Source organism: Streptomyces crystallinus, from assembly GCF_039521265.1.
GTDB classification, from domain to species: domain Bacteria; phylum Actinomycetota; class Actinomycetes; order Streptomycetales; family Streptomycetaceae; genus Streptomyces; species Streptomyces crystallinus.
The window spans coordinates 796,510-817,105 of record NZ_BAAACA010000014.1 but is presented as its reverse complement, the minus strand read 5'-3'; the positions used below and the strand labels follow the sequence as shown (position 1 = coordinate 817,105).

Sequence of the window (20,596 nt, the reverse complement as noted above, 5' to 3'; positions counted from 1 at the left end):
CTTCCTGGGTGGATCACACTGCTCAGGGGACTTCGGGTGGTCGAACGTGGTGCTGCGGCGGAGGTTCCCGTCGCGATCAATGGTGGACGGTGGACCGTCGGCAGGGAACAAGGCCCGGTGGGGCGGACGGAGGGACTCATTCTCCTGCCGTACTGCCGTACCGGACTCGTCCGCTCCCTTGGCTGTCGTCGTGATTCGATCCTACGATGGACAGAGTCCAGGTCAAGAAGCTCACCGATTCCGTTCTCGGTCAGAAGCTGTACGGCCCCGGCGAATGCGGGTACACCACTACTGGCCCCTACTCGACGCTCCACCGAGCCGGAACGGATGGACCCCTATGAGTGACTTGCTGGAGCGCCTGCGCGGCCGTGGCTGGCGCGTGACGTCGCAGCGGCGTGTGGTGGCGCAGGTGCTCGACGGCGACCATGTGCACCTCACGGCCGACGAGGTGCACGCCCGGGCGGCCCGGCTGCTGCCGGAGATCTCCCGGGCGACGGTCTACAACACGCTGGGCGAGATGGTCTCCCTCGGCGAGGTCCTGGAGGTCTCCACCGACGGCCGGGCCAAGCGCTACGACCCCAACGCGCACCGCCCCCACCAGCACCTGGTCTGCTCCGGCTGCGGCACGATCCGCGACGTCGGCACCACGGGCGACCTGCTGGCCCACCTCCCGGCCGAGGAGCGCTTCGGCTTCACGGTGGACACGGCCGAGGTCACCTACCGGGGGCTGTGCCCGGCCTGCGCCTGACACCTCCGCGGCTGCTCCGGCCGGCTCCGGCCCCCGGTGGCACGATGTGGTGAACCCGTGGCCCCGGACCGCTTCCTTCCGCAGGCCGACGGAGCATACTGGTCAGGCCCTGATCATCTACAGAACGACTCCATGGCCAAGAACTCCACCACATCGACCACCGTCCCCGACACCGTGTGGCTGGGGCGGGCGCGCCACCTCGGGCCCGAGCCCGAGCAGGACGTCCGGCGCAACCTGATCGCTCTGAAGGCGGCCGGGGTGCTCGACGACTTCCTGGACCTCGACCCCGTCGAGGCGGCCCGCTCCACCGTGCTGCACCCGCGCGACGAGGCCGCCGACCCCGGCGCCTCGGCCCGCCGCGTCTTCGAGGCCCGCTGGCGGGTCGCCGACGACGTGACCGTACGGGCCCAGCTGACCACGTACGACCCGGAGGGCCGCCGCAAGGACGGCGCGGGTGTCACCTGGGTCCTCGCCGCCGAGGCGGAGCGGTCGTGGCAGGCCGAGTGGCCCTCGCCCGCCACCATGTTCTGGCCCGACAGCGACCGGATCGCCTGGGACCACGACACGGTCCCGGACGTGCGGGCGCGCACCACGAACCATCTGCCCAAGGACGACGACCAGCTGCGCCACCGGCTGCGCGACTGCACCCGGCAGAGCTGGTTCGTCCATGTCGTGGTGCACGAGGCGATGACGCCGGACGCGGCGGGACAGCGGCCGGTCTCGGCGTTCCTGCCGCCGAGCCTGCGCCACCGGGTGGTCGAGCACCGCAGCACACCCGACCAGGCGCAGATCGCGGACTTCGCGATGAAGAAGGAGTTCGGTGTACGGCTGCCGCGCGGCGGCGCCGTCGTCCTGCCCACGTCACCGCAGGCCCCCGGCTACGACGCGGACCGCTTCACCGTGCGCAGCGTCTTCCTCGACGGCTCCGAGCCCACCGAACTCCTCGACCGGATCAAGGAGTTCGACGCGCTGGCGCGCCCGCTGACGGCCGACGCCGAGCGGGCCCTGGCCCGGCTGCGCCAGGGCTGGCACCTGCTCACCCCGGAGGAGGAGCTGGTCCACGCCCAGGCCATGGTCACCAAGTACGCCGAGGCGCTGGACGCCATGACCAAGTCCCGCGACCTGTACCGGGAGGCCGCCGAGGCGGCGCAGGCCGCACTGGCCGAGGCGACCGGCGGCGACGGCGTACCGGGACTGCCCGCACCGAGGCAGCCGAAGCCGGACGCGTCCCCGCTGAGCGCCCTCACCAAGGCGTTCGGCCGCTTCCGCGACCCGGGCAAGTGAGCCGCGCCGGCGACAGGCGGCCGGTCACCGACGGCCCCTCGGGCCCGCCCCGCCACCGTCCCCGGTGACCGGCGGGCCCGGGTCGCTCAGAAATTGATCATGTGCCCGGCCAGCCCGTGCACGGCCTCCTTGACCGCCTCGCCCAGCGTCGGGTGGGCGTGCACATTGCGGGCGACCTCGTGCACGGTCAGATCCCACTGCTGAGCCAGCGTCAGCTCCGGCAGCAGCTCGGTGACGTCGGGCCCGATCAGATGGGCGCCGATGATCTCGCCGTGCGTGGCGTCGCTGATCACCTTGACGAATCCGACGGGGTCGCCCAGGCCGTGCGCCTTCCCGTTCGCGGTGAACGGGAACTTGGCGACCTTGACGTCGAAGCCCTTCTCCCGCGCCTGCGCCTCCGTCCAGCCGAAGCTGGCGATCTGCGGATGGCTGTAGGTGGCGCGCGGGATCATCGGGTAGTCGAGCTCCATCGTCTCCGCGTCCGCGATCGTCTCGGCGGCCACGACTCCCATGGACTCGGCGGTGTGCGCGAGCATCAGCTTCGCCGTCACGTCGCCGATGGCGTAGATGTGCGGCACGGAGGTACGGCAGCGGCCGTCCACCTCTATGGCGCCGCGCTCGGTGACCCGTACACCCGTCGTCTCCAGACCGTAACCGGTGACGTTGGGCGCGAAGCCGATCGCCTGGAGCACCTTGTCGGCCTCGAGGACCCGGGGCGCGCCGTCCTTGCCGGTGACCGTCACCCGCACCTGCGGACCGGACTCGTCGATGGTGTCCACCCGGGTCGAGGTCAGCACCTCGATGCCCAGCTTGCGGTACTGCTTGGCCAGTTCGGCGGAGACGTCCGCGTCCTCCAGCGGCGCGATCCGGTCCAGGAACTCGACCATGGTGACCTTGACGCCGTAGTTGTGCAGGACGTACGCGAACTCGATGCCGATGGCACCGGCGCCCGCGATCACGATCGACTGCGGCACGTCCTCGGCGAGGATCTGCTCCTCGTACGTCACCACGCGCTCGCTGCGCCGGGTGCCGGGCAGCAGCCGGGGCGTGGCGCCGGTCGCGATGACGCAGTTGTCGAAGGTGACGCGGGCCGTGCCGCCGTCCGCCCGGGCGACCTCGAGGGTGTGCGCGTCCAGGAAGGTGCCCCGGCCGTCGAACTCGGTGATCCCGTTCTTCTTCATCAGGTAGTGGACGCCCTTGACCCGGCCGTCCGCGACGCGGCGGCTGCGCCGGAACGCCTCGCCGTAGTCGAAGGACACCTCGCCGTTCACCCTGATGCCGAACTCCTTGGCCTCGTGGGTGAAGATGCGCGCCAGCTCGGCGTTGTGCAGCAGCGCCTTGGTGGGGATGCAGCCCACGTTGAGACAGACACCGCCCCAGTACTTCTCCTCCACGACCGCGACCCGCTTGCCGAGCTGGGCGGCGCGGATGGCGGACACGTAGCCGCCGGGCCCCGCTCCCAGGACGACCACGTCGAAGTGTTCTTGCACGAGGGTTTCTTCCTTCCGATCACATGGCTACGCCGGCATGGGTTCGAACGCAAGGATTTGATCACACAGTCCCTAGGATGCGACCACCAGGGCTTCTGACGGGGGACGGCCGCACGTGGAAATACGCGACATCGAGATCTTTCTGACGCTCGCCGAGGAGCTGCACTTCGGCCGGGCCGCCACCCGGCTGCACCTCACCCAGGCCCGCGTCAGCCAGGCCATCGGCCGTCAGGAGCGAAGACTCGGCGGACTGCTGTTCGACCGCTCCAACCGCCGCCAGGTCCGGCTCACCCCGCTCGGCCGACAGCTACGGGCCGACCTGCAACCGGTCTACACCCAGCTCAGCAACAGCCTGGAGCGCGCCCGGATGGCCGCGCGCGGCAAGGCGGCACGGCTGCGCGTCGGCATGCTGCCCTTCAACGTGCCCGATCTGCACCGCTACTGGCAGGCCTTCAACGCCCGCCACCCCGAGTGGGAACTGCAACTGCGCCGGGCGCCCTACGTGGAGCCCTTCGGCAGGCTCCGCGAGGGCGACATCGACGTCCTCATCTGCTGGCTGCCCGTGGACGAGCCCGACCTCACGGTCGGCCCGCCGCTCTTCCGCGATCCCCGCGTCCTGGCGGTCGCCGCCGACCACGAACTGGCGGAACGCTCCTCGGTCCCCCTGGAAGCCCTGGCCGACTTCGCCCACGCGACGGCCCCGGACATGCCCGACTACTGGGAGGACGGCTATCTCTCGTTCCACACGCCCCGGGGCAAGCCCATCGAACGCATCGAGCCGATCACGAACGCGGACGAACTGATCCACCTGGTCAGCACCCGCGAGATAGTCCACCCGTTCCCCTCCCACGTCACCCGCTACTGGTCCATGTCCCACATCCGCTGGATCCCCGTCCCCGACATGGGCACGCTCACCTACGCCCTGGTGTGGCGCAAGGGAGCGGAGAACGAGCTGATCAGAGGACTGGCGGAGACGGTACGGGAGCTGGGAATGCTGGAGTTCTGACGCGCCCCACGGGGCCACGCGTCCCCCTCCCGCCCCTCGGTCAGCTCCCCTCCGCGCGGGAGAGGGCGTCGGTGATCAAGCGGGTGGCGAAGTCGGGGTCGTCGGCGATGCGGTTGATGTGGTCCGCGAGCAGGAAGGCGGTGGCCTCCAGGGCGTTCATCTCGGCCGCTGTCCAGTCCCCGTACTGCTTGCGCCACAGACTGGGGCTGAGGCCGCTGCCCGCGGCGATGACGAGCCCGGCCATGGTGGGAATGGCCTCGGGCCTCACGCTCCTGGGCATCCTGCGCATCGACGCCACGAGGCTGGGCACCACGTACTCGACGACGTCCTTGCCGTGCTCCTCGTGAGCCTGCCGCAGCCACGTCATGAACATATAGACGAGCGTGCACGCCCCGTCCAACAGCTCGTCGGCCCCTTGAGAGTCCAACGACGCGGTGAACTGCTGTACGAGCGCCCGCTGTTCGGGTGCGGGCCGGCGCATGCCGTCATGGATGCCCTTGAGCCGGGAGTCGACCACCATCAGCGCCGCACCGACGTCACCGGCGGGAGCGTGCTGGGGGCCGTAGCGCGACGACACAGGAATCCTCCTCGGTTGACCACGATGGGCTACAGGTCATGTACGTACGGTAGAGCTCGGCGGGGCCGGCCGTCCGGCGAATCGGGCGAGAGACGCTGGGGCCCGACTCCTCAAGGCGGCGCGCCGCCGCACGCGGGACGGGCTGGATCCCGCCGTTCGATGACCCCGGCAACGGGCTCACTATGGACGAGGGTCCGTCGGTCGTCCTAGGTTCGTCCTCACGCGAGGTCAGCCGGGGGCCGACGTCCGTCTTCACGTGCCGGGGGATGCATGAGATTCGGCGTGCTGGGGCCGTTACACGCCCAGATTTCCGGACACGCGGTCCGGTTCAACGGGCCGAGGCAGGCCAAGATGCTGGCCGCCCTGCTGATCGACGCCAACAGCACCGTCACCATGGAACGGCTGGTCGCCGTGATGTGGGACGGAAGCCCGCCCGCCACCGCGGTCCGCCAGGTCCAGGACGCCGTCTCCGGGCTGCGCCGCAACCTCGTGGCGTGCGGAGCGCCCGACTCCGTCATCAGCACGCGGCGCGGCGGCTACGAGATCCACCTGGCCCGGCACCAGCTCGACCTGCTCGAGTTCGACCACGAGCGGCACCTCGCCGAACGCGACCGCCAGGCCGCCCCGCCGGAGACGGCCGCCGCGCTGCGGCGGGCGCTGGCCTGCTGGCGCGGGAACGCGCTGGCCGACCTCTCCAGCCGGGTCCTCGAGATCGACGCGGCACGGCTGAACGAGAAGCGCGCGGCCACGCACAAACAGTGCCTGGCCCTCGAACTCGACCTGGGCCGCCATCGAGAGGTCGTCGACGAGCTGACCACCCTGCTCCGCGAGCACCCCTACGACGAGTACGTCGCCGAGCACCTCATCGTCGCGCTCTACCGGTGCCGGCGACAGGGCGAGGCGTTGCAGGTGTACGAGCGGCTGCGCCGGACGCTGGCCGACGAGCTCGGGGTCGATCCCACCCCGCCGCTCCAGGCACTCCACCAGCGCATCCTCACCGCCGATCCCGCCCTGGCCGCTCCGGCCCCGGTGAGCAGCCCCTCGGGCACACCCCCTGAGAGCCCGGACGCGGCGGCCGGCCGTCCGGCCATGGCGATGCCCGTACGCCAACTTCCCCTCGACGTCACCGACTTCGTGGGCCGGTCCGAGGCGCTGGCCGAGATCGCCGGACTGCTCGACGGATCGGCGCGGAACCGGGCCCCGGTGGCCGTCGTCGTGGGCGGCCCCGGGGTGGGCAAGTCCAGCCTGGTGACGCACGCCGCGCGGCTGGCGAGCACCGCCTTCCCGGACGGCCAGCTCTACCTGGACCTGGCCGGGACGTCGGACGAGCCGAGGGACCCGGGGCTGATGCTGGCCGAGGCGCTGCGCGCGCTCTCGATCGCGGGCAGCGCGATCCCGAACGGCCTGTCCGAGCGGGCCGCGCTCTACCGGTCGTTGCTCGTCGACCGCCGCATGCTGGTGGTGCTGGACGACGCCGGCCACGCCGATCAGGTGCTTCCCCTGCTGCCCGCGGCCGACGGCTGCGCCGTGCTCATCACCAGCCGCACGCTGCTGACACAGCTCCCCGGCGCCCGGCACATCGACCTGGACGTGCTGAGCCCGGCGGAGGCGCGGGAGCTGTTCACCGGAATCGTCGGGCGGCCGCGGGTCGAACGGGAACCGGAGGAGGCCGACGCGATCCTGGACTGCTGCGGCAACCTGCCGCTGGCGATCCGGATCGCCAGCGGCAAGCTCACGGGCCGCCCGGCCTGGTCGCTGCGGGTGCTGCGGGAGCGCATCGAGGACGAGTCACGGCGACTGGCCGAGCTCAGGATCGGCGACCTCAGCGTACGGGCCAGCGTCGAACTGAGCCTGCGACTGCTTCCGGCCGACGCGGTGCGCGCGCTGAGTCTGCTGGGCCTGCTCGGCGCGCACACCCTGCCCGGCTGGGTGGTCGGCCCGCTCCTCGACCGCTCGGACGGCGAGGAGGTGCTGGACACCCTCGTCGACGCCAGCCTGGTGCGGCTGACCGCCACCGACGCCCTCGGCGAGCCGCGCTACCGGCTGCACGACCTGATCAGGACCTGTGCCGTGGAGATCGCGGCGCAACTGCCGACGCCGGACAAGCGGGACGCGATCACCCGGGTGCTGTCCGTCTGGCTCGACCTGATCGGGCGCGGCACCGACCGGCTGCCGGGCGGACTGCTGGCCGCCGCCCCGGGTCTGGCACCGCGCAGGTCGCTGCCGGACGCGGTCGTGGACCGGCTGATGGCCGACCCGGCCGGCTGGTTCGACACGGAACGCGACAACCTGCTCGGCGCCGTGAAACTCGCCGTGGACTGGGGCATGGACGAGTTCGCCTGGGAGCTGGCGGCCGGCGCGGCGACCTACTACGACCACCGGTGCCTCTATCAGGACTGGCAGCACGGCCACCGGCTCGCACTGGACGCGGCCGAGGCCGCCGGCAACGTACGCGGCGCCGCGGTCCTGCTGCGCGGCCTCGGTCAACTGCACATCTACCAGGACGAGTTCGACCGCGCCACCCGCGCCCTGGAGTCCTCGCTCGGGCTGTGCCAGGACGGCGAGGACAAACGCGGCGAGGCGCTGTCGCTGGCCATGCTCAGTACGGTCAGCCGGGTACAGGGCCGCGACGGCGAAGCCCTCGAACGCGTCGAGCGCGCGCTGGCCATCGCGGCCGGCGAGGGCGACCGGCACGTCGAGGCGCAACTGTCCTGCTCCATGGCCGTGATGAAGCTCATGCAGGGCGAACTCGACGAGGCCGAGTCCTGGTTCGACGGGGCGCTGAGCCAGGCCGCGGCGCTGGGCGACGGGCACCGCGTGGCCGTCGTGCTGCGGCGCTTCAGCCGACTGCACGACCGGCGCGGCGACCCGGACGAGGCGCTGCGCTGCCTGCGGCAGGCGTTGGCCACCTTCGAGGAACTCGCCGACGAGCGCTGCGCCGCGTACACCCTGCTGGAGGTCGGGCGCGTGTACGCCGGTCAGCACGACCGGGACCGGGCGGGCCCAGCGCTGGAACGCGCGGCGGGCCTGTTCCACCGCCACGGCGACCGCCAGGACGAGGCCACCTGCTGGCAGCTGCTCGGCGACCTGGCCGCCACGACCGGCGCCCACGACCTGGCGCACGAGCACCGGGAACGGGCGCTGCGGCTGTGGCGGACGATCGGCGACATGAACGAGACGAAGACGGCGGCCCGGCCCTCGTCGCCGTGAGGCGGGGGCGGGCCTGATCCGCGTCGCCGGGACCCGCGGCGGCTCCCGTACGCTTCCCGGCGCCGCCCCCTGCTCGCACAGCCCTTCGACTCCCCTCGCTCACCCCCGTATACAGTGGCAAGCTCCCGCATTTCACCCGGGCTGCGGGGCCACATATCCATCGAGTGGGGGGCCTGACATGGCACTGTTCGGAAATGCGCACACCGTCGATCCGGTGAAGGCGCAGAGCGAGTACGGGCGGTTGCTCGGCCACGGTGAGCAGGTCCACGCCGCGTACACGCTGATACGCGACACCATGCTGTTCACCGACCGTCGTCTGATCATGGTCGACAAGCAGGGGATCACCGGCAAGAAGGTCGAGTACCACTCGGTGCCGTACCGCAGCATCACCCACTTCGCCGTGGAGACGGCCGGGCACTTCGACCTCGACGCGGAGCTGAAGATCTGGATCTCCGGCAACCCGACGCCGCTGCAGAAGACGTTCACGAAGGGTGTCGACATCTACGAGGTCCAGGCGATCCTGACGCAGTTCGTGGCCCGCTGACGGCCTGAGCGAAGGCGCCTGACGGGCAGCAGCCCGGTTCGGGCGCCTTCTCCTCGCCCCCGAGGAATGCCGGGCCCCGCAGCGGGGTTGGTGCCGGACAGTCGATATTCGCTTCAGTGGAAGTGCGGCTGTGCGTCCGCCGGTGACCAGTCGGTCGGTGTCGCGCCGCGAGCAAGGGGGATGCCATGAGACGGTCCGCGGTCTCTGACGAGACGGGGGCGTCGGCCGACGGGGCAGGCTGGTTCTGCGAGATGGTGCGGAGTGAGCTGACGTCCGCACCACTCGGCGGCCGGCGCGCGTCGGAAGTCCACGCCCGGCACACCGGGCTGAATCTGGGTCAGGTGACGGTCGCATCGGTCGCGTTCTCGCGGGTGTGCTCGCGCCGGACGGCCACCCACGGACGGCGGGACGATCCCGGGTCGTATCAACTGGCCCTCGCCACTCGGGGCGCGTTCAACATGGCCCGGTTACGCAATGCGTCCGTGGTGGCGGGGGGCCTCGTCCTGACGGACACCTCGCGCCCGATGGAGAACATCTGTCTCAGCGACTACGGGTCGGTCGAGGCGATCGTGCTGGAAATCCCGCACACGGTCCTGCCGCTGCAATCCGAGACGGTGGACCGCATCCTCGCGGAGCCGAGCCCCCTGTATGCGGGCGCCGGCGTGGGGACGGCCGAGATCCTGGCCGACTTCCTGCACTCCCTGCACCACCACGGCCCCCGGTGCGGGCCCGACGAGTTGCCCCGCCTGGGCTCCGTCGCCCTCGACCTCGCCACCGCCTGCCTGACGCAACGGCTCGGGGCCCAGGCCCGGGACGGGAGACCGGTCGTGACACCGGCCGAGGCGCACGCCCAGGCGATGCTCCGGCGCGTCCTGCGGTTCATCGACGACAACCTCCACGACCACGGGTTGACCCCGCAGGTCGTCGCCGACCGGCACAACATGTCCCTGCGCGGCCTCTACACCCTCTTTCGCGACCAGCCGGCGAGTGTCGCCGAATCGATCCGCCGACGCCGGCTGGCCCGCTGCCACGCCGAGCTGGCCCGCCCCGAGTCGAGCCACCGCACCGTCGAGGCCATCGCGGCCCGCTGGGGTTTCGCCAGCGCCACCGCTTTCGGCCGTGCGTTCCGGAACGAGTACGGGGTCACACCCGGCGAACACCGCGCGGCCGCCCGGTCCTTGAGTACGGCACCGTGTGTCCAGCAGCCCTGCACGCCTGGCGCCGACCGCGACCGAGCGGGGTAGCGGATCGCGGCGAAGAAGGCGACGTACAGCATGCCCATGAGGAGTTCTCGGATGGTGTGCGCGAGGAGAAGGGGAGCGGCCTGTGATGGCCGCCCCCCTTCTCCTCGCATTACCTCACGCGATGGCTGACGCGGTCACCGGGTGAGAGGGACGGTGAACTCGTTGGCCGGGTCGTCGCAGTGGACCACCTTGCCCGGCCGGTTTCCCGGGCCGTCACCGATGATCGGTGCCGGGGCGTCGACCCCCCACGGGTTGCCGCCACTGCCGCGGGTGGCGTTCGAGCAGCTTCCGTAGGCGTTGCCGTTGGGAGCGGTGGCGGGGAAGTTGGAGAAGTTCTTCCAGTCTCCGCCGTTGATCTTCTGGCTCGACCGGCGGCCGAGGTTGTCGGTCAGCTGGTCGTCGACGTACAGGTACAGGTCGGGCATGTAGGACTGGAAGACGATGCCGTTGGACGGAGTCGCGTCGCCGTTCCTCTGCAGGTGCGTCGGCTTCACGGACCCGTCGGCGCAGAAGGCCGCGGCGATGTCCTGCCAGATCGGAGGAGCATTGCCGATCATGGAGCCGCCCATGTTGTTGTTCCAGGATCCGGTGTTCTTGAAGAACATCGCGTAGACGTCTCCGGCGAACCGCTTCACCGCGTGGTTGGCCGTCAGGCTCGCGTTGACCTTGTCCACCCACGCCTTGACGTTGTCGTTGACCGACTTGTGGCCGATCATGTCGCGGTAGCCGTGCACGCCGCCGCCGACGGCGCGGAAGTCGACACACTGCTTGGCGTCGTCGACGCGGGCCCCGCGGAAGTGCGGCAGGTACGCCTGACCCGGAGTGTCCCCGTCCGTGTAGGGGTGGGAGGTGTGGACGTTGCCGTACTCCAGCGCGTCCTGCGTGGTGTAGTCGATGTCCGGCGCCGGAATCCCGTAGTCCGCCTCGATCGTCTTCATGATCTTGGTGACGAAGTGGGGCAGGTGGGCGTTGCCGACGCGGGCCCGGTAGTTCGACCCGGCGCTGCCGTCAACGATCTTCCCGTCCTCGCCGACCACGAACGTCACGTTCACATCGGACTTGATCTTGTAGCTGTTCGGGTCCCGGTACGCCTCGGACGCCGGCTTGGACACGTCGGGACGCTCGTTGGACATGGCCATCCACACGGGGATCGACATCCTGGGGGCGGAGCCGTCGGCGCGCGGAGCCGATCCACCCTCCCTGATGTCCTTGGCCCACTGGTCGGCCGCGTCCCACGTCTGCTGCCCGGTGCACTCGCCGACGGCTTTCGCCGTCGGGCAGCGGGCCTCGGAGGACAGACCGCGGGCGTCCGCTCCCTCCGGGTTGTTCCACAGCGGCCCCTTGTCGGCCAGGCCAAGACCCCAGTCGTAGAGGGACTTCATGGACCGCACGGGTGAGTTGATCTCCGTCGACACCGGCCAGTTGGAGTTCAGCTCCTGGTTCGGGTCGAAGATCGCGGCCGCGGTCAGGGAGCGCTGCACGAACCTGCCCCTGATCGGCTTGAAGGCGACGGAGTTCCAGGCGATGTCGCGGTCGGCGGTGGCCCCCTTCGAGTAGTTCGACAGTGTCACCTTCGGCGTGGAGGTGAACTTGTACGCGCCCAGCGGCACCCACTGGCCGTTGTTCGCGTCCTGGTCGACGTACCGCTCGTACGGGCCGCCGACAGCGCCGCTGATGACGTACTTCGCGTCCTTGGTCTGCGCTCCGGTGTCGGGGATGTAGGCGTAGACGGCTGCGAGGTCGTAGGTCTTGCCCGCCGTCCACTCGCCGCCGATGGTCATCCGGTTGCCGTCGCCGCCGAGGTGGTTCTCGTCACGGGTGTGGGTGTACCAGAAGTGGCCGCCGTGGCCGCCGCCGATCGAATGCAGATCGGCCTTGGCCTCGTAGTGCTGGTCCCAGTCGGGGTGGAAGGTGAACTCGAACGTGCCCGTCGAGGCCGCCGCCCCGCAGGCCGACCACGTCGGTGTGCCGGTGGGGACGGAGGCGACGACGTCGGAGCCCGCCGGGGCGCCGGCGCACACCGGACTGCCGTTCTTCAGCCGGTAGCCCCGGCCGGGCTCGGCGCGCAGGGTCTGGTACTTGATGTTCTCGTGCCCGCACGTCTGGTCACAGTCGGACTTCCACGTCGCGTTCTCCTGGTTCCACCAGAACTGCCGGTAGCAGGCCTCGTCCGGGCAGTCGATCGGGCTGGCGGGGTTGCAGTTGTTCTTCGTGTTGCAGAAGGTGCTGATCGGCGGGCTCACGCGGGAGCGGTCGGCGACGGTGGTCCACCAGGCGGGGTTGAAGCCGGCGGAGGAGAACCCCGATTCGCCCTTCCAGTCCTGGCGGCCGTCCGTGCCGTAGGAGAAGCCGGTGTCGATCGACCAGGCGGACCAGCCCATCACCTTCATCTCGTACGGCCAGTACTGCGGGGTCGCCGCGTCACGGATGTTGTTCGTGTTGAGGCTCACATCCATGAACGGGTGGTCCCAGGCACCCTTCTTGTACATGGGGTTGGCGGGGTTGTTGTACCAGCCGAGGCCCCAGCTGCCGCCGTTCTGGCCGGCCGCCGACCTGGGGTTGAAGCCGAGGTTGTAGTTCCAGGCCGCCGTGAACCAGTTCTCCACGCGGGAGGGGTCGTCGTTGTTGACCGTGATCTTCTGCCCGTCGGCGTGCACCTCGTTCCACTTGTCGGCGAGGATCTTCATGGAGGCGGCGATGTTGGTGGCGTAGTCGACGGCGATCGCCTTCTGGAGCGCCGGCTCCAGGCTGGTTTCGCCGGCCTTCTCGTGCCCCTTCATACGCATACCGTCGGTGACCTGGCCGACACCGTAACCGCAGTCGGACTTGTCCCAGTTGATACGCCAGTATCCGAGCAGGGTGTCCTTCGCGCTGTGTCCGTAATAGCCGTCCACGGCTGCCAGCGGGCTGCCCATCTGGCCGGGGACCGCGCCGGATTCGGCCTGCCACAGGTTGGACTCCTGCGCCAGGATGCCGAGCAGCACGTTGGCGGGGATCCGGCCGCCGCCCTTCAGCTCCGGGCGGGGGAACAGGCCCTGGGGGTCGGTCGAGAGGAGCCCGGCCTGGCCGCGGTAGTCGCCCTGACGGATCCAGTTGCTTCGCAGCTCGCCGCGTACGGCCATGTCCACCGCCCACTCGACCTGGTTGGACGTCGGCTGCAGCGCCTGCACACCCAGGTCGTTGCGGGAGACGGAGCACCAGCGGTCGGTGTCTCGGGGGTCGTGGGAGTCGGGCGCGGCCGCGGCCGCACGGCGCAGCGTACGCGGCTTGGCTTCGCCGGTCAGGGCGGGGGAGAGGCCGTCGACGGGGCTCTGCCGCGTCGGAGCGACCTGCTGGTGGACCTCCTTGCCCGTCGCCGTGACGGTCGACGTGACCGTCATCGCGGTGTCGTCGTCCGACGTCTCGGGGGCCGTCCCGGAGCGGGCCCGCACACCCGCCTCGGGCTCGGCCGGCCTGTCGAAGTCCTTCCCGGCCGCCTTGATCCGGGTCAGTCCGGCGCGGACCCCCGGGGTGAGTACGGGGGCGACGGCGAGGCGGCCGTGGGAGGAGACGTCGGTGTCGGCCGGCGCGTCGAGCCGGGTGACTCCGCTCCCCTCCACCTTGACGTTGCGGGGACGGCCGGTGAGGAAGACGCGGCCCTGCGCGCCGGGCGCCAGCTCCAGGTCGCCCAGGGGCCCGGTGGCGACCGTGCGCGGCTCACCGCTGCCGCCGTACACCTTCGCCTGTGCCGTCTTTGTGTCCTTGCGGTCGACGAAGCCGATGCGGTCGCCTGCCATGGGGCGGATGTCGAAGGGGATGCTGTCGCCCCTGGCGAGTCGGCGGACCTTCCCCCTGCCGTCGATCCGGACGAGATCGCGGCCCAGACCGGCGACGACACCGCCCTTCACCGGCGCCGCCGACGACACCTGGCCTCGCAGCTCCCCCGTCTTCACGACCGTGGTGCCGGCCGTGTCCACGGTGATCACCTGCGTCTTCACCTGCGCCATGTCGTTCATGTCGCGGTACTGGGTGAAGGCGGCCGTGTGTGTGACGGTGTTACAGGTGGGGTCGAAGTAGGCGAGCGTGGCGGTGAATGGCAGCTTCGTCACCTCACCCGTCCTGGTGTTCACGATCGCCGTGAACGCGCCGCCCTGCATCAGATCGGGCTTGTTCGTGAACGCGCGCGGGGCGTACACGGCGGCCACATGGGAGTCGTCCATGACGCACTGGTTGCCGATCCACGAGTCGGCGGGCACTCCCGGCTCCGCCAGCGCGGCGACCGTCTTCCACTCGTACGCCTTCGCCTCGTCGGCGACGAGTATCTTGAAGGCCTTGGCGTCGGCCGCGCCGGTCACCGCGCGGTCCTCGGAGGTCTTCCAGCCCTGGCCCAGCTTCTCGTCCGGACTGTCCACACGTCCGGACGCGGCGGGTGGCGGGGCATCCCCGGTGGAGGGCGTCGGCGCGGCGGCCGCGGGAGCGGCTTGGAGCAGGCCCCCGGTCAAGGCCGCACAGGCAGCCACCGCGGCTACCGGCACACACGCCCGTCGGATGGATCTCAAGAGAGAACTCCCCCGTATCTCGTCGGTCAGGGGCTGCGCCCGTTCGGGCACAGCCGAGTTCACCCGGCCGGTGGGACCAAGCCTCCACAGGGCCGCCCCCGGCGGTCCGGGCGTCTATCCAGCTGGTCCGCACATCCGGTGCGGCCAACAGCGCTCCGATGAACGGATCGCCCGCACACCTGCGGGCGGCTCCCGGCGCGCACGGTCTCGGCGGCAGAGCCGGAGAAGTCCCGCGTACGGGAAGTAAGTCATGGGGCCGGGCAGTAGCGAGGGGCACCGGCCCGAGCAGGGGGTCTACCTGCTCCGACCGGTGCGCGAGGACATCACATGCGGCGCGTCACACGCCGGGTGAACGCCGGAACCCGGAACCCGTCCTTGAACCCGCGTGCCGCTGAGCCGGCCACCGGGGTGCCCCCGGTCAGTACCGCATCATCCAGTGCTGCTCCGGCGGATAGTCCGAGGCGCAGGTTCACAGGGTGAGGTAGGTGCCGTTGCCGGCCGAACCGCCCTTGTTGGTGAGGCACTTGTCGGAGTAGTTGGTCTTGATGGACCAGTCGGGGTCCGACCAGAACTGCTGGCTGCGGTTGTTGCCGCTGTTGTCGCACGGCCACAGGGTGAGCACCGCGCCGTTGACGTTGTACGCGTCGCCCCGCGGGGTCAGACACTTCCCGCTCGCCTTGTGGACGATCTGGTAGCCGTCGTGGTCCCACTTCTGGAGCTCGTCTCCTGTGCAGTCCCACAGGGTGATGATGGTCCCGTTGGCCGTGCTGTTGCCCTTGGGAGTGGCGCACTTCCCGGGGTACCAGGTGCCGGGCCCGACCGGGGTGAAGAGCTCTCCCCAGTTGGGGCCGGCCGCCGAGGCCTGCGGGGCCATGGCCGTATGGAAGCCCACTGCCAGGAAGACCGCCGACAGGTACGCCAATGGCTTGCGCATGACACGCCTTTCATGAGGGAGAGCTGCGATCTGCAACACCGGTGAATCTAGCCACGGCGGGCGGGCCGGGATGTGCGAGGCGTGCAGAGCTTCTCCACAATCCACGCAGCCCCCTGGTGCCACCTGTCGTCACTGCCCGGGGCGGCGAAGCCGGTGCACTCAGCGGCCGGCCGCGCCCACAGCGCGTCGTGGAGCGCGAGCGTGTCGTACGAAGGCGCCTGACCGGTCAATTCCCCGGTCAGGCGCCTTTTCTTGTGGTCCTAGAAGAAGCCGAGCTTCTTCGCCGAGTACGAGACCAGCAAGTTCTTGGTCTGCTGGTAGTGCTCCAGCATCATCCTGTGGTTCTCCCGCCCGATCCCCGACTGCTTGTACCCGCCGAAGGCGGCATGTGCCGGGTACGCGTGGTAGCAGTTGGTCCAGACGCGGCCCGCCTGGATCGCTCGGCCCGCGCGGTAGGCCTGGTTGCCGTCGCGGGTCCAGACGCCGGCGCCGAGGCCGTACAGGGTGTCGTTCGCGGTGCGGATCGCGTCGTCGAAGTCCGTGAAGGACGTCACCGCGACGACCGGGCCGAAGATCTCCTCCTGGAAGATCCGCATGCGGTTGTCGCCCTCGAAGATCGTGGGCTGGACGTAGTAGCCGCCCGCGAGTTCACCGTCGTACTCGACGCGCTGACCACCCGTCAGGATCTTCGCGCCCTCCTGCTGGCCGATGTCTAGATAGGAGAGGATCTTCTGGAGCTGGTCGTTGGAGGCCTGGGCGCCGATCATCGTGTCGGTGTCTAGGGGGTGGCCCGCCACGATCGCCTCGGTGCGGGCGATGCCCGCGTCCAGGAACTCGCTGTAGTGGCCGCGCTGGATCAGTGCGCGGGACGGGCACGTGCAGACCTCGCCCTGGTTGAGGGCGAACATCGTGAAGCCCTCCAGCGCCTTGTCGCGGAAGTCGTCGTCCGCCGACCAGACGTCGTCGAAGAAGATGTTCGGGGACTTGCCGCCCAGTTCCAGCGTCACGGGGCGGATCTTCTCGGACGCGTACTGCATGATCAGACGGCCCGTGGTCGTCTCGCCGGTGAAGGCGATCTTCGCCACCCGCGGGCTCGACGCCAGCGGCTTGCCCGCCTCCACCCCGAAGCCGTTGACGATGTTCAGCACGCCCGGCGGGATCAGGTCCGCGACCATGGACAGCCATACGTGCACGGACGCCGGAGTCTGCTCGGCCGGTTTGAGCACCACCGCGTTGCCCGCCGCCAGCGCGGGCGCGAGCTTCCACACGGCCATCAGGATCGGGAAGTTCCACGGGATGATCTGACCGACCACGCCGAGCGGCTCGTGGAAGTGGTACGCCACCGTGTCGTCGTCCAGCTGGCTCAGCGAGCCCTCCTGCGCCCGCAGCGCCCCCGCGAAGTAGCGGAAGTGGTCGATCGCCAGCGGGATGTCGGCCGCCAGCGTCTCGCGTACGGGCTTGCCGTTCTCCCAGCTCTCGGCGACCGCCAGCTCCTCCAGCCGCGCCTCCATCCGGTCGGCGATCTTGTTGAGGATGTTGGCGCGCTCGGTGGGGGCGGTGCGGCCCCACGCGGGGGCCGCCGCGTGGGCGGCGTCCAGCGCGCGCTCCACGTCCTGCGCCGTGCCCCGGGCGATCTCGGTGAAGGGGCGGCCGTTCACGGGGCTGGGGTTCTCGAAGTACTGGCCGCCGGCCGGTGGCACGTACTCGCCGCCGATGAAGTGGTCGTAGCGCGACTCGTACGAGACGAGTGCGCCCTCGGTGCCGGGCGCTGCGTAACGGGTCATCTCCGTGGCCTCCCTCCGGTGCCGCCCGCCCTTGGACGGCACTCGCAGCGGAGGCTAGGGACGACGACGTTGCGGCCTCGTTGCGAGGCGGCGGGGCGGAACGGGGGCATCTGGGGCGCCTGCGGCGTCCGGGGCGCCCGCGGTATCCGGGAAACCCGTGACGCCGGTCCCACCTGCGACACCGGCCCTACCTGCGACACCCGGCACACCTGCGACACCCGGCACACCTGCGACACCCGGCACACCTGCGACACCCGGCACGCCCGCGACACCCGGGCGGCCCGCGACGCCCGCGACGCCCGGGAGGTCCGGGAAACCCGCGACGCCCGGGAGACCCGCTCCCTGCTCCGCCTCCAAGTCCGCCAACCTAGCCCGCGCCGCGCCCCGCCGGCTCTGCGGAAGTGTCTCCACCAGTGCCCGCCACACCCGCCGGTCCTCCTCGCCCCACGGGCTGCGCGCCCAGTCCGCCAGCAGGCCGGGGTCGCCGCGTTCGATCAGGGCCGCGCGCAGCTGTCCGGCGAGCCGGGACCGTATCCGTGCCACCGCGGGCGCCTGCGAGGTGGGCAGCAGCGGGCCCGCGTACGCGCCCATCGCGCCCGCCACCGCGCCCGAGGCCAGCCGTCGGGCGACCAGGTCGAAGTCGGTGTCGACGGGCAGCTTGAGGCGGTACGGGCGGGAGGAGAGCAGATCCGGGCCCAGCAGGCGGCGCAGCCGGGAGAGTTCGGCGCGGACCGTCACCGGGGTCACGGACTCGTCCTCGTACAAGTCGATCAGGAGCTGATCTCCCGTCAGGCCCTCGGGGTGGCGGGCGAGCAGGACCAGCAGTTCGCTGTGGCGGCGGCTCAGGCGCACTTTGCGTCCGGCGGCGACCAGCAGCGCCTCGTCGCGGCCGAGGGCGCTCAGCTGAATGGTGTCGCCGGTGGGCGCCGGGGCGAGCAGGGCGAGTTCCGACTCCGCCGCCCGCGCCACCGCCTGGACGAACGCGAGGCTGTGCGGGTGCGCCAGACCGTCGCCGCCGGTGATGTCCACGGCGCCGAGCAGCCGACCCGTACGCGGGTCGTGCAGCGGGGCCGCCGCGCAGGTCCAGGGGTGCACCGGGCGGCGGAAGTGCTCGGCGGAGAAGACCTGGACGGGGCGGTCCTCCGCCAGGGCCGTGCCCGGCGCGTTGGTGCCCACCGCCGACTCGGCCCAGCGGGCGCCCGGCACGAAGTTCATCGCACCCGCCTCGCGCCGGGTCCGCGCGTGGCCCTCGACCCACAGCAGCCGGCCCTGCGCGTCGCAGACGGCCACCAGGTGCTCGCCGTCCTTCGCGTACGAGTCCATCAGCTCGCGGATCACCGGCATCGCGCGGGCGAGGGGATGTCCTTCGCGGTACGCGGCCAGCTCGTCCTCGCCCAGCTCCACTCCGGCCGTGCCGTCCGGGTTCACCCGGGCTCTGGCCGAGCGCCGCCAGGACGCGGCCACCAGCGGGCGTACGGGGCGGACCACCCGCCCGGCCGAGGTGAACGCCTCGTGGGCGCGGCGCAGCTCGCCGGTCCGCTCGACGGGGTCGGCGCCCGCCTCCAGGGCCACCCAGGAGTCGGACCGCGACTCCCGCGACTCAAACCGCGACGTGTACCGCGTATCGGTCAACGGGGCCTCCGGGAGGGCGGGGTGGGCTGCGACCGGTCCATCGTCGGGCCGCCGCGCGCACCCGGCAAGGCACCCCGCACCCCCTTCGGGCTCCGCCCCGCACCCGGCGCCCGGCAAGGCCCGGCCACGGACCGGGCATGGAACGGCGACGGGCCGGGCATGGAACGGCCACGGACCGGGCATGGAACCGCGACGGCCGGGCGCGGCCCCGGCAGACAGCGCGGTCAGGCGAAGTTGACCAGCCGGATGTAGCGCACCCAGTCCCAGTTGGTCCCCGGGTCGGTGTGGTCGCTGCCCGGGACCTGGTAGTGGCCGATGATGTGCTCGCGGTCCTTGGGGATGCCGTACCGGTCGCAGACCGAGGCGGTCAGGCGCGCGGACTGCTCGTACAGCGCGTCGGTGAAGTACGCCGGCTGGTCCACCCACCCCTCGTGCTCGATGCCGACGCTGCGGGTGTTGTACCCCCAGTTGCCCGCGTGCCAGGCGACGTCGTGCTCGCGGACCATCTGCGCCACATAGCCGTCGGCCGAACGGACCACATAGTGCGCGGAGACCTTCTTCGCGGGGTTCTGGAAGATCGCCAGGGTGGTGCCGAACGACTCCTGGGTGACATGGATGATCACCCGGTCGACGGTATACGTGAGCGGCCGCTGGGACTTCGTGTAGTTGGAGGCCGAGGCGGCGACCCACTGCGCGTCCGGATAGTCGGTGTCGGCGGCGGCCTGGGCGCGCGTCGCGGGGAAGAGCGCGCCCGCGGCCACGGTGGCGGCGGCGCCCTGGAGGAGTCTTCGGCGGTCCACGGCTAACGGAGCTCCTGTATGTCGTGAGTGCGTCTACGTCCTGTGTACGTCGATACGTCACGTTCAACCGGCAAGAACTTCGCCGAGGTTACGGTACGGCGCGGTGCACAGGCGTGGAAGAGCAGTCGCCGCGCGCGGCGGACGCCGGGCGCGCGACGGTGCGCCGTGACGCCCCGGGCGGCTCCGCCGGGCGTCGCGACTGACCGACTTTGGCGTAAATTCCGGCCAGAGGCCGTGAGATGAACCGTTTCGGTCCGACTCTGGAGGCTATGGCCACGCCGCCCCTTCCTCCGCGTCCACCCGGGCCGCCGTCCTCGCCGGGCGGGGGCTTCGGTCCTCCCGACTGGCAGCCCCCGACCCCGCCGCCCCCCGAAGCGCCGATCGGGGGCGGTCGCAAGGGAGTGTTCATACTGCTGGCCATCGTGGTGGCCGCCGCGGCCGTTCTCGCCATCGTGCTGGTGGTGAACGGCAGCGGCGACGCGGCCGACGACAAGCCGACGAAGACCCCGACGAGCGGGCCGACACCGACGCCGACGCCGTCGCTCAGCCTGCCGAGCGGCATCCCGACGGAGCTGCCCTCCGAACTCCCCACGAGCCTGCCGTCCGGCGTGCCCTCGAAATTCCCCACGGAGCTGCCGAGCGGCTTCCCCAGCGATCTGCCGGAGCTGCCCGATCTGCCGACCGAGATCCCCGGCGGGATACTCCCCTCCGCGGCTAACGGGCCCGCCGACGAACTGCCGGTCTACGAGATCCGCGCCGTGGCGGCACCTGGCCCGAGGGTGCCGCCGAGGGCGTAGGGGCGACG

At 71.0% G+C, this 20,596-nt stretch carries 13 protein-coding genes and 1 pseudogene; 7 read left to right on the top strand and 7 right to left on the bottom strand.

The genetic code is table 11. The features are described from left to right. The first annotated feature begins 337 nt into the window (after positions 1-337). Together ABD236_RS14205 and ABD236_RS14200 are read left to right on the top strand one after the other, a co-directional pair. Positions 338-748 (top strand): Fur family transcriptional regulator, encoded by a 411-nt coding sequence (locus tag ABD236_RS14205; protein WP_344073973.1) that lies wholly within the window; start codon positions 338-340, stop codon positions 746-748. A gap of 132 nt (positions 749-880) precedes the next feature. Continuing rightward, positions 881-2,032: a hypothetical protein gene (locus tag ABD236_RS14200; protein ID WP_344073972.1), complete on the top strand. Its 1,152-nt coding sequence runs from the start codon at positions 881-883 to the stop codon at positions 2,030-2,032. An 86-nt stretch (positions 2,033-2,118) separates the two neighbouring features. Here the strand turns inward: ABD236_RS14200 and lpdA are convergent, their stop codons facing one another. Then, positions 2,119-3,522 carry a dihydrolipoyl dehydrogenase gene (lpdA, locus tag ABD236_RS14195; RefSeq protein ID WP_344073971.1) on the bottom strand — a complete coding sequence of 468 codons (1,404 nt, stop codon included), beginning with the start codon at positions 3,520-3,522 and terminating at the stop codon, positions 2,119-2,121. 115 nt (positions 3,523-3,637) lie between these two features. Here lpdA and ABD236_RS14190 point away from each other — a divergent pair, with 115 nt between their 5' ends. Further along, entirely contained in the window at positions 3,638-4,528 is an 891-nt protein-coding gene (locus ABD236_RS14190) for a LysR family transcriptional regulator (protein ID WP_344073970.1), read from the top strand. 40 nt (positions 4,529-4,568) lie between these two features. On the opposite strand, the gene ABD236_RS14185 is transcribed toward ABD236_RS14190, so the two are convergent. Next, positions 4,569-5,105 carry a hypothetical protein gene (locus ABD236_RS14185; RefSeq protein WP_344073969.1) on the bottom strand — a complete coding sequence of 179 codons (537 nt, stop codon included), beginning with the start codon at positions 5,103-5,105 and terminating at the stop codon, positions 4,569-4,571. Between the two features lie 270 nt (positions 5,106-5,375). Between ABD236_RS14185 and ABD236_RS14180 the strand changes: the two genes are divergently transcribed. The 3 genes from ABD236_RS14180 to ABD236_RS14170 all read left to right on the top strand — a co-directional run bounded on the left by ABD236_RS14180 (position 5,376) and on the right by ABD236_RS14170 (position 10,103). Then, positions 5,376-8,315 (top strand): AfsR/SARP family transcriptional regulator, encoded by a 2,940-nt coding sequence (locus tag ABD236_RS14180; protein ID WP_344073968.1) that lies wholly within the window; start codon positions 5,376-5,378, stop codon positions 8,313-8,315. Positions 8,316-8,493: 178 nt separating this feature from the next. After that, positions 8,494-8,859, top strand: coding sequence for a PH domain-containing protein (locus tag ABD236_RS14175; RefSeq protein WP_344073966.1), 366 nt, complete (start codon positions 8,494-8,496; stop codon positions 8,857-8,859). 341 nt (positions 8,860-9,200) lie between these two features. Then, on the top strand, positions 9,201-10,103 hold the full coding sequence (locus tag ABD236_RS14170; RefSeq protein ID WP_344073964.1) for a helix-turn-helix domain-containing protein: 903 nt from the start codon (positions 9,201-9,203) through the stop codon (positions 10,101-10,103). Between the two features lie 134 nt (positions 10,104-10,237). Here ABD236_RS14170 and ABD236_RS14165 read toward each other — a convergent pair whose 3' ends face one another. From ABD236_RS14165 to ABD236_RS14145, 5 genes and pseudogenes are all read right to left on the bottom strand, one after another. After that, the gene (locus ABD236_RS14165) at positions 10,238-14,494 is read right to left on the bottom strand and encodes a golvesin C-terminal-like domain-containing protein (protein WP_344073963.1); all 4,257 of its coding nucleotides are present in this window, start codon (positions 14,492-14,494) and stop codon (positions 10,238-10,240) included. Positions 14,495-15,110: 616 nt separating this feature from the next. Beyond that, positions 15,111-15,575, bottom strand: coding sequence for an RICIN domain-containing protein (locus ABD236_RS14160; RefSeq protein WP_344073962.1), 465 nt, complete (start codon positions 15,573-15,575; stop codon positions 15,111-15,113). 260 nt (positions 15,576-15,835) lie between these two features. After that, positions 15,836-17,359 (bottom strand): acetaldehyde dehydrogenase ExaC, encoded by a 1,524-nt coding sequence (gene exaC / locus ABD236_RS14155; RefSeq protein ID WP_344073961.1) that lies wholly within the window; start codon positions 17,357-17,359, stop codon positions 15,836-15,838. Positions 17,360-17,701: 342 nt separating this feature from the next. Next, positions 17,702-18,931 (bottom strand): annotated as a pseudogene (locus ABD236_RS14150) (GAF domain-containing protein); the annotation flags it as partial. Positions 18,932-19,215: 284 nt separating this feature from the next. Continuing rightward, the gene (locus ABD236_RS14145; RefSeq protein ID WP_344073960.1) at positions 19,216-19,791 is read right to left on the bottom strand and encodes an N-acetylmuramoyl-L-alanine amidase; all 576 of its coding nucleotides are present in this window, start codon (positions 19,789-19,791) and stop codon (positions 19,216-19,218) included. 401 nt (positions 19,792-20,192) lie between these two features. On the opposite strand from ABD236_RS14145, the gene ABD236_RS14140 reads away from it, so the two are divergent. Next, complete coding sequence (locus ABD236_RS14140; RefSeq protein ID WP_344073959.1) at positions 20,193-20,588, top strand: hypothetical protein; 396 nt, start codon at positions 20,193-20,195, stop codon at positions 20,586-20,588. The last annotated feature ends 8 nt before the right edge of the window (positions 20,589-20,596 follow it).

Coding starts and splice junctions, on each gene's coding strand:
- ABD236_RS14175 (WP_344073966.1), top strand. CDS start 8,494: ATGGCACTGTTCGGAAATGCGCACACCGTCGATCCGGTGAAGGCGCAG.
- ABD236_RS14200 (WP_344073972.1), top strand. CDS start 881: ATGGCCAAGAACTCCACCACATCGACCACCGTCCCCGACACCGTGTGG.
- ABD236_RS14160 (WP_344073962.1), bottom strand. CDS start 15,575: ATGCGCAAGCCATTGGCGTACCTGTCGGCGGTCTTCCTGGCAGTGGGC.
- ABD236_RS14205 (WP_344073973.1), top strand. CDS start 338: ATGAGTGACTTGCTGGAGCGCCTGCGCGGCCGTGGCTGGCGCGTGACG.
- exaC (WP_344073961.1), bottom strand. CDS start 17,359: ATGACCCGTTACGCAGCGCCCGGCACCGAGGGCGCACTCGTCTCGTAC.
- ABD236_RS14180 (WP_344073968.1), top strand. CDS start 5,376: ATGAGATTCGGCGTGCTGGGGCCGTTACACGCCCAGATTTCCGGACAC.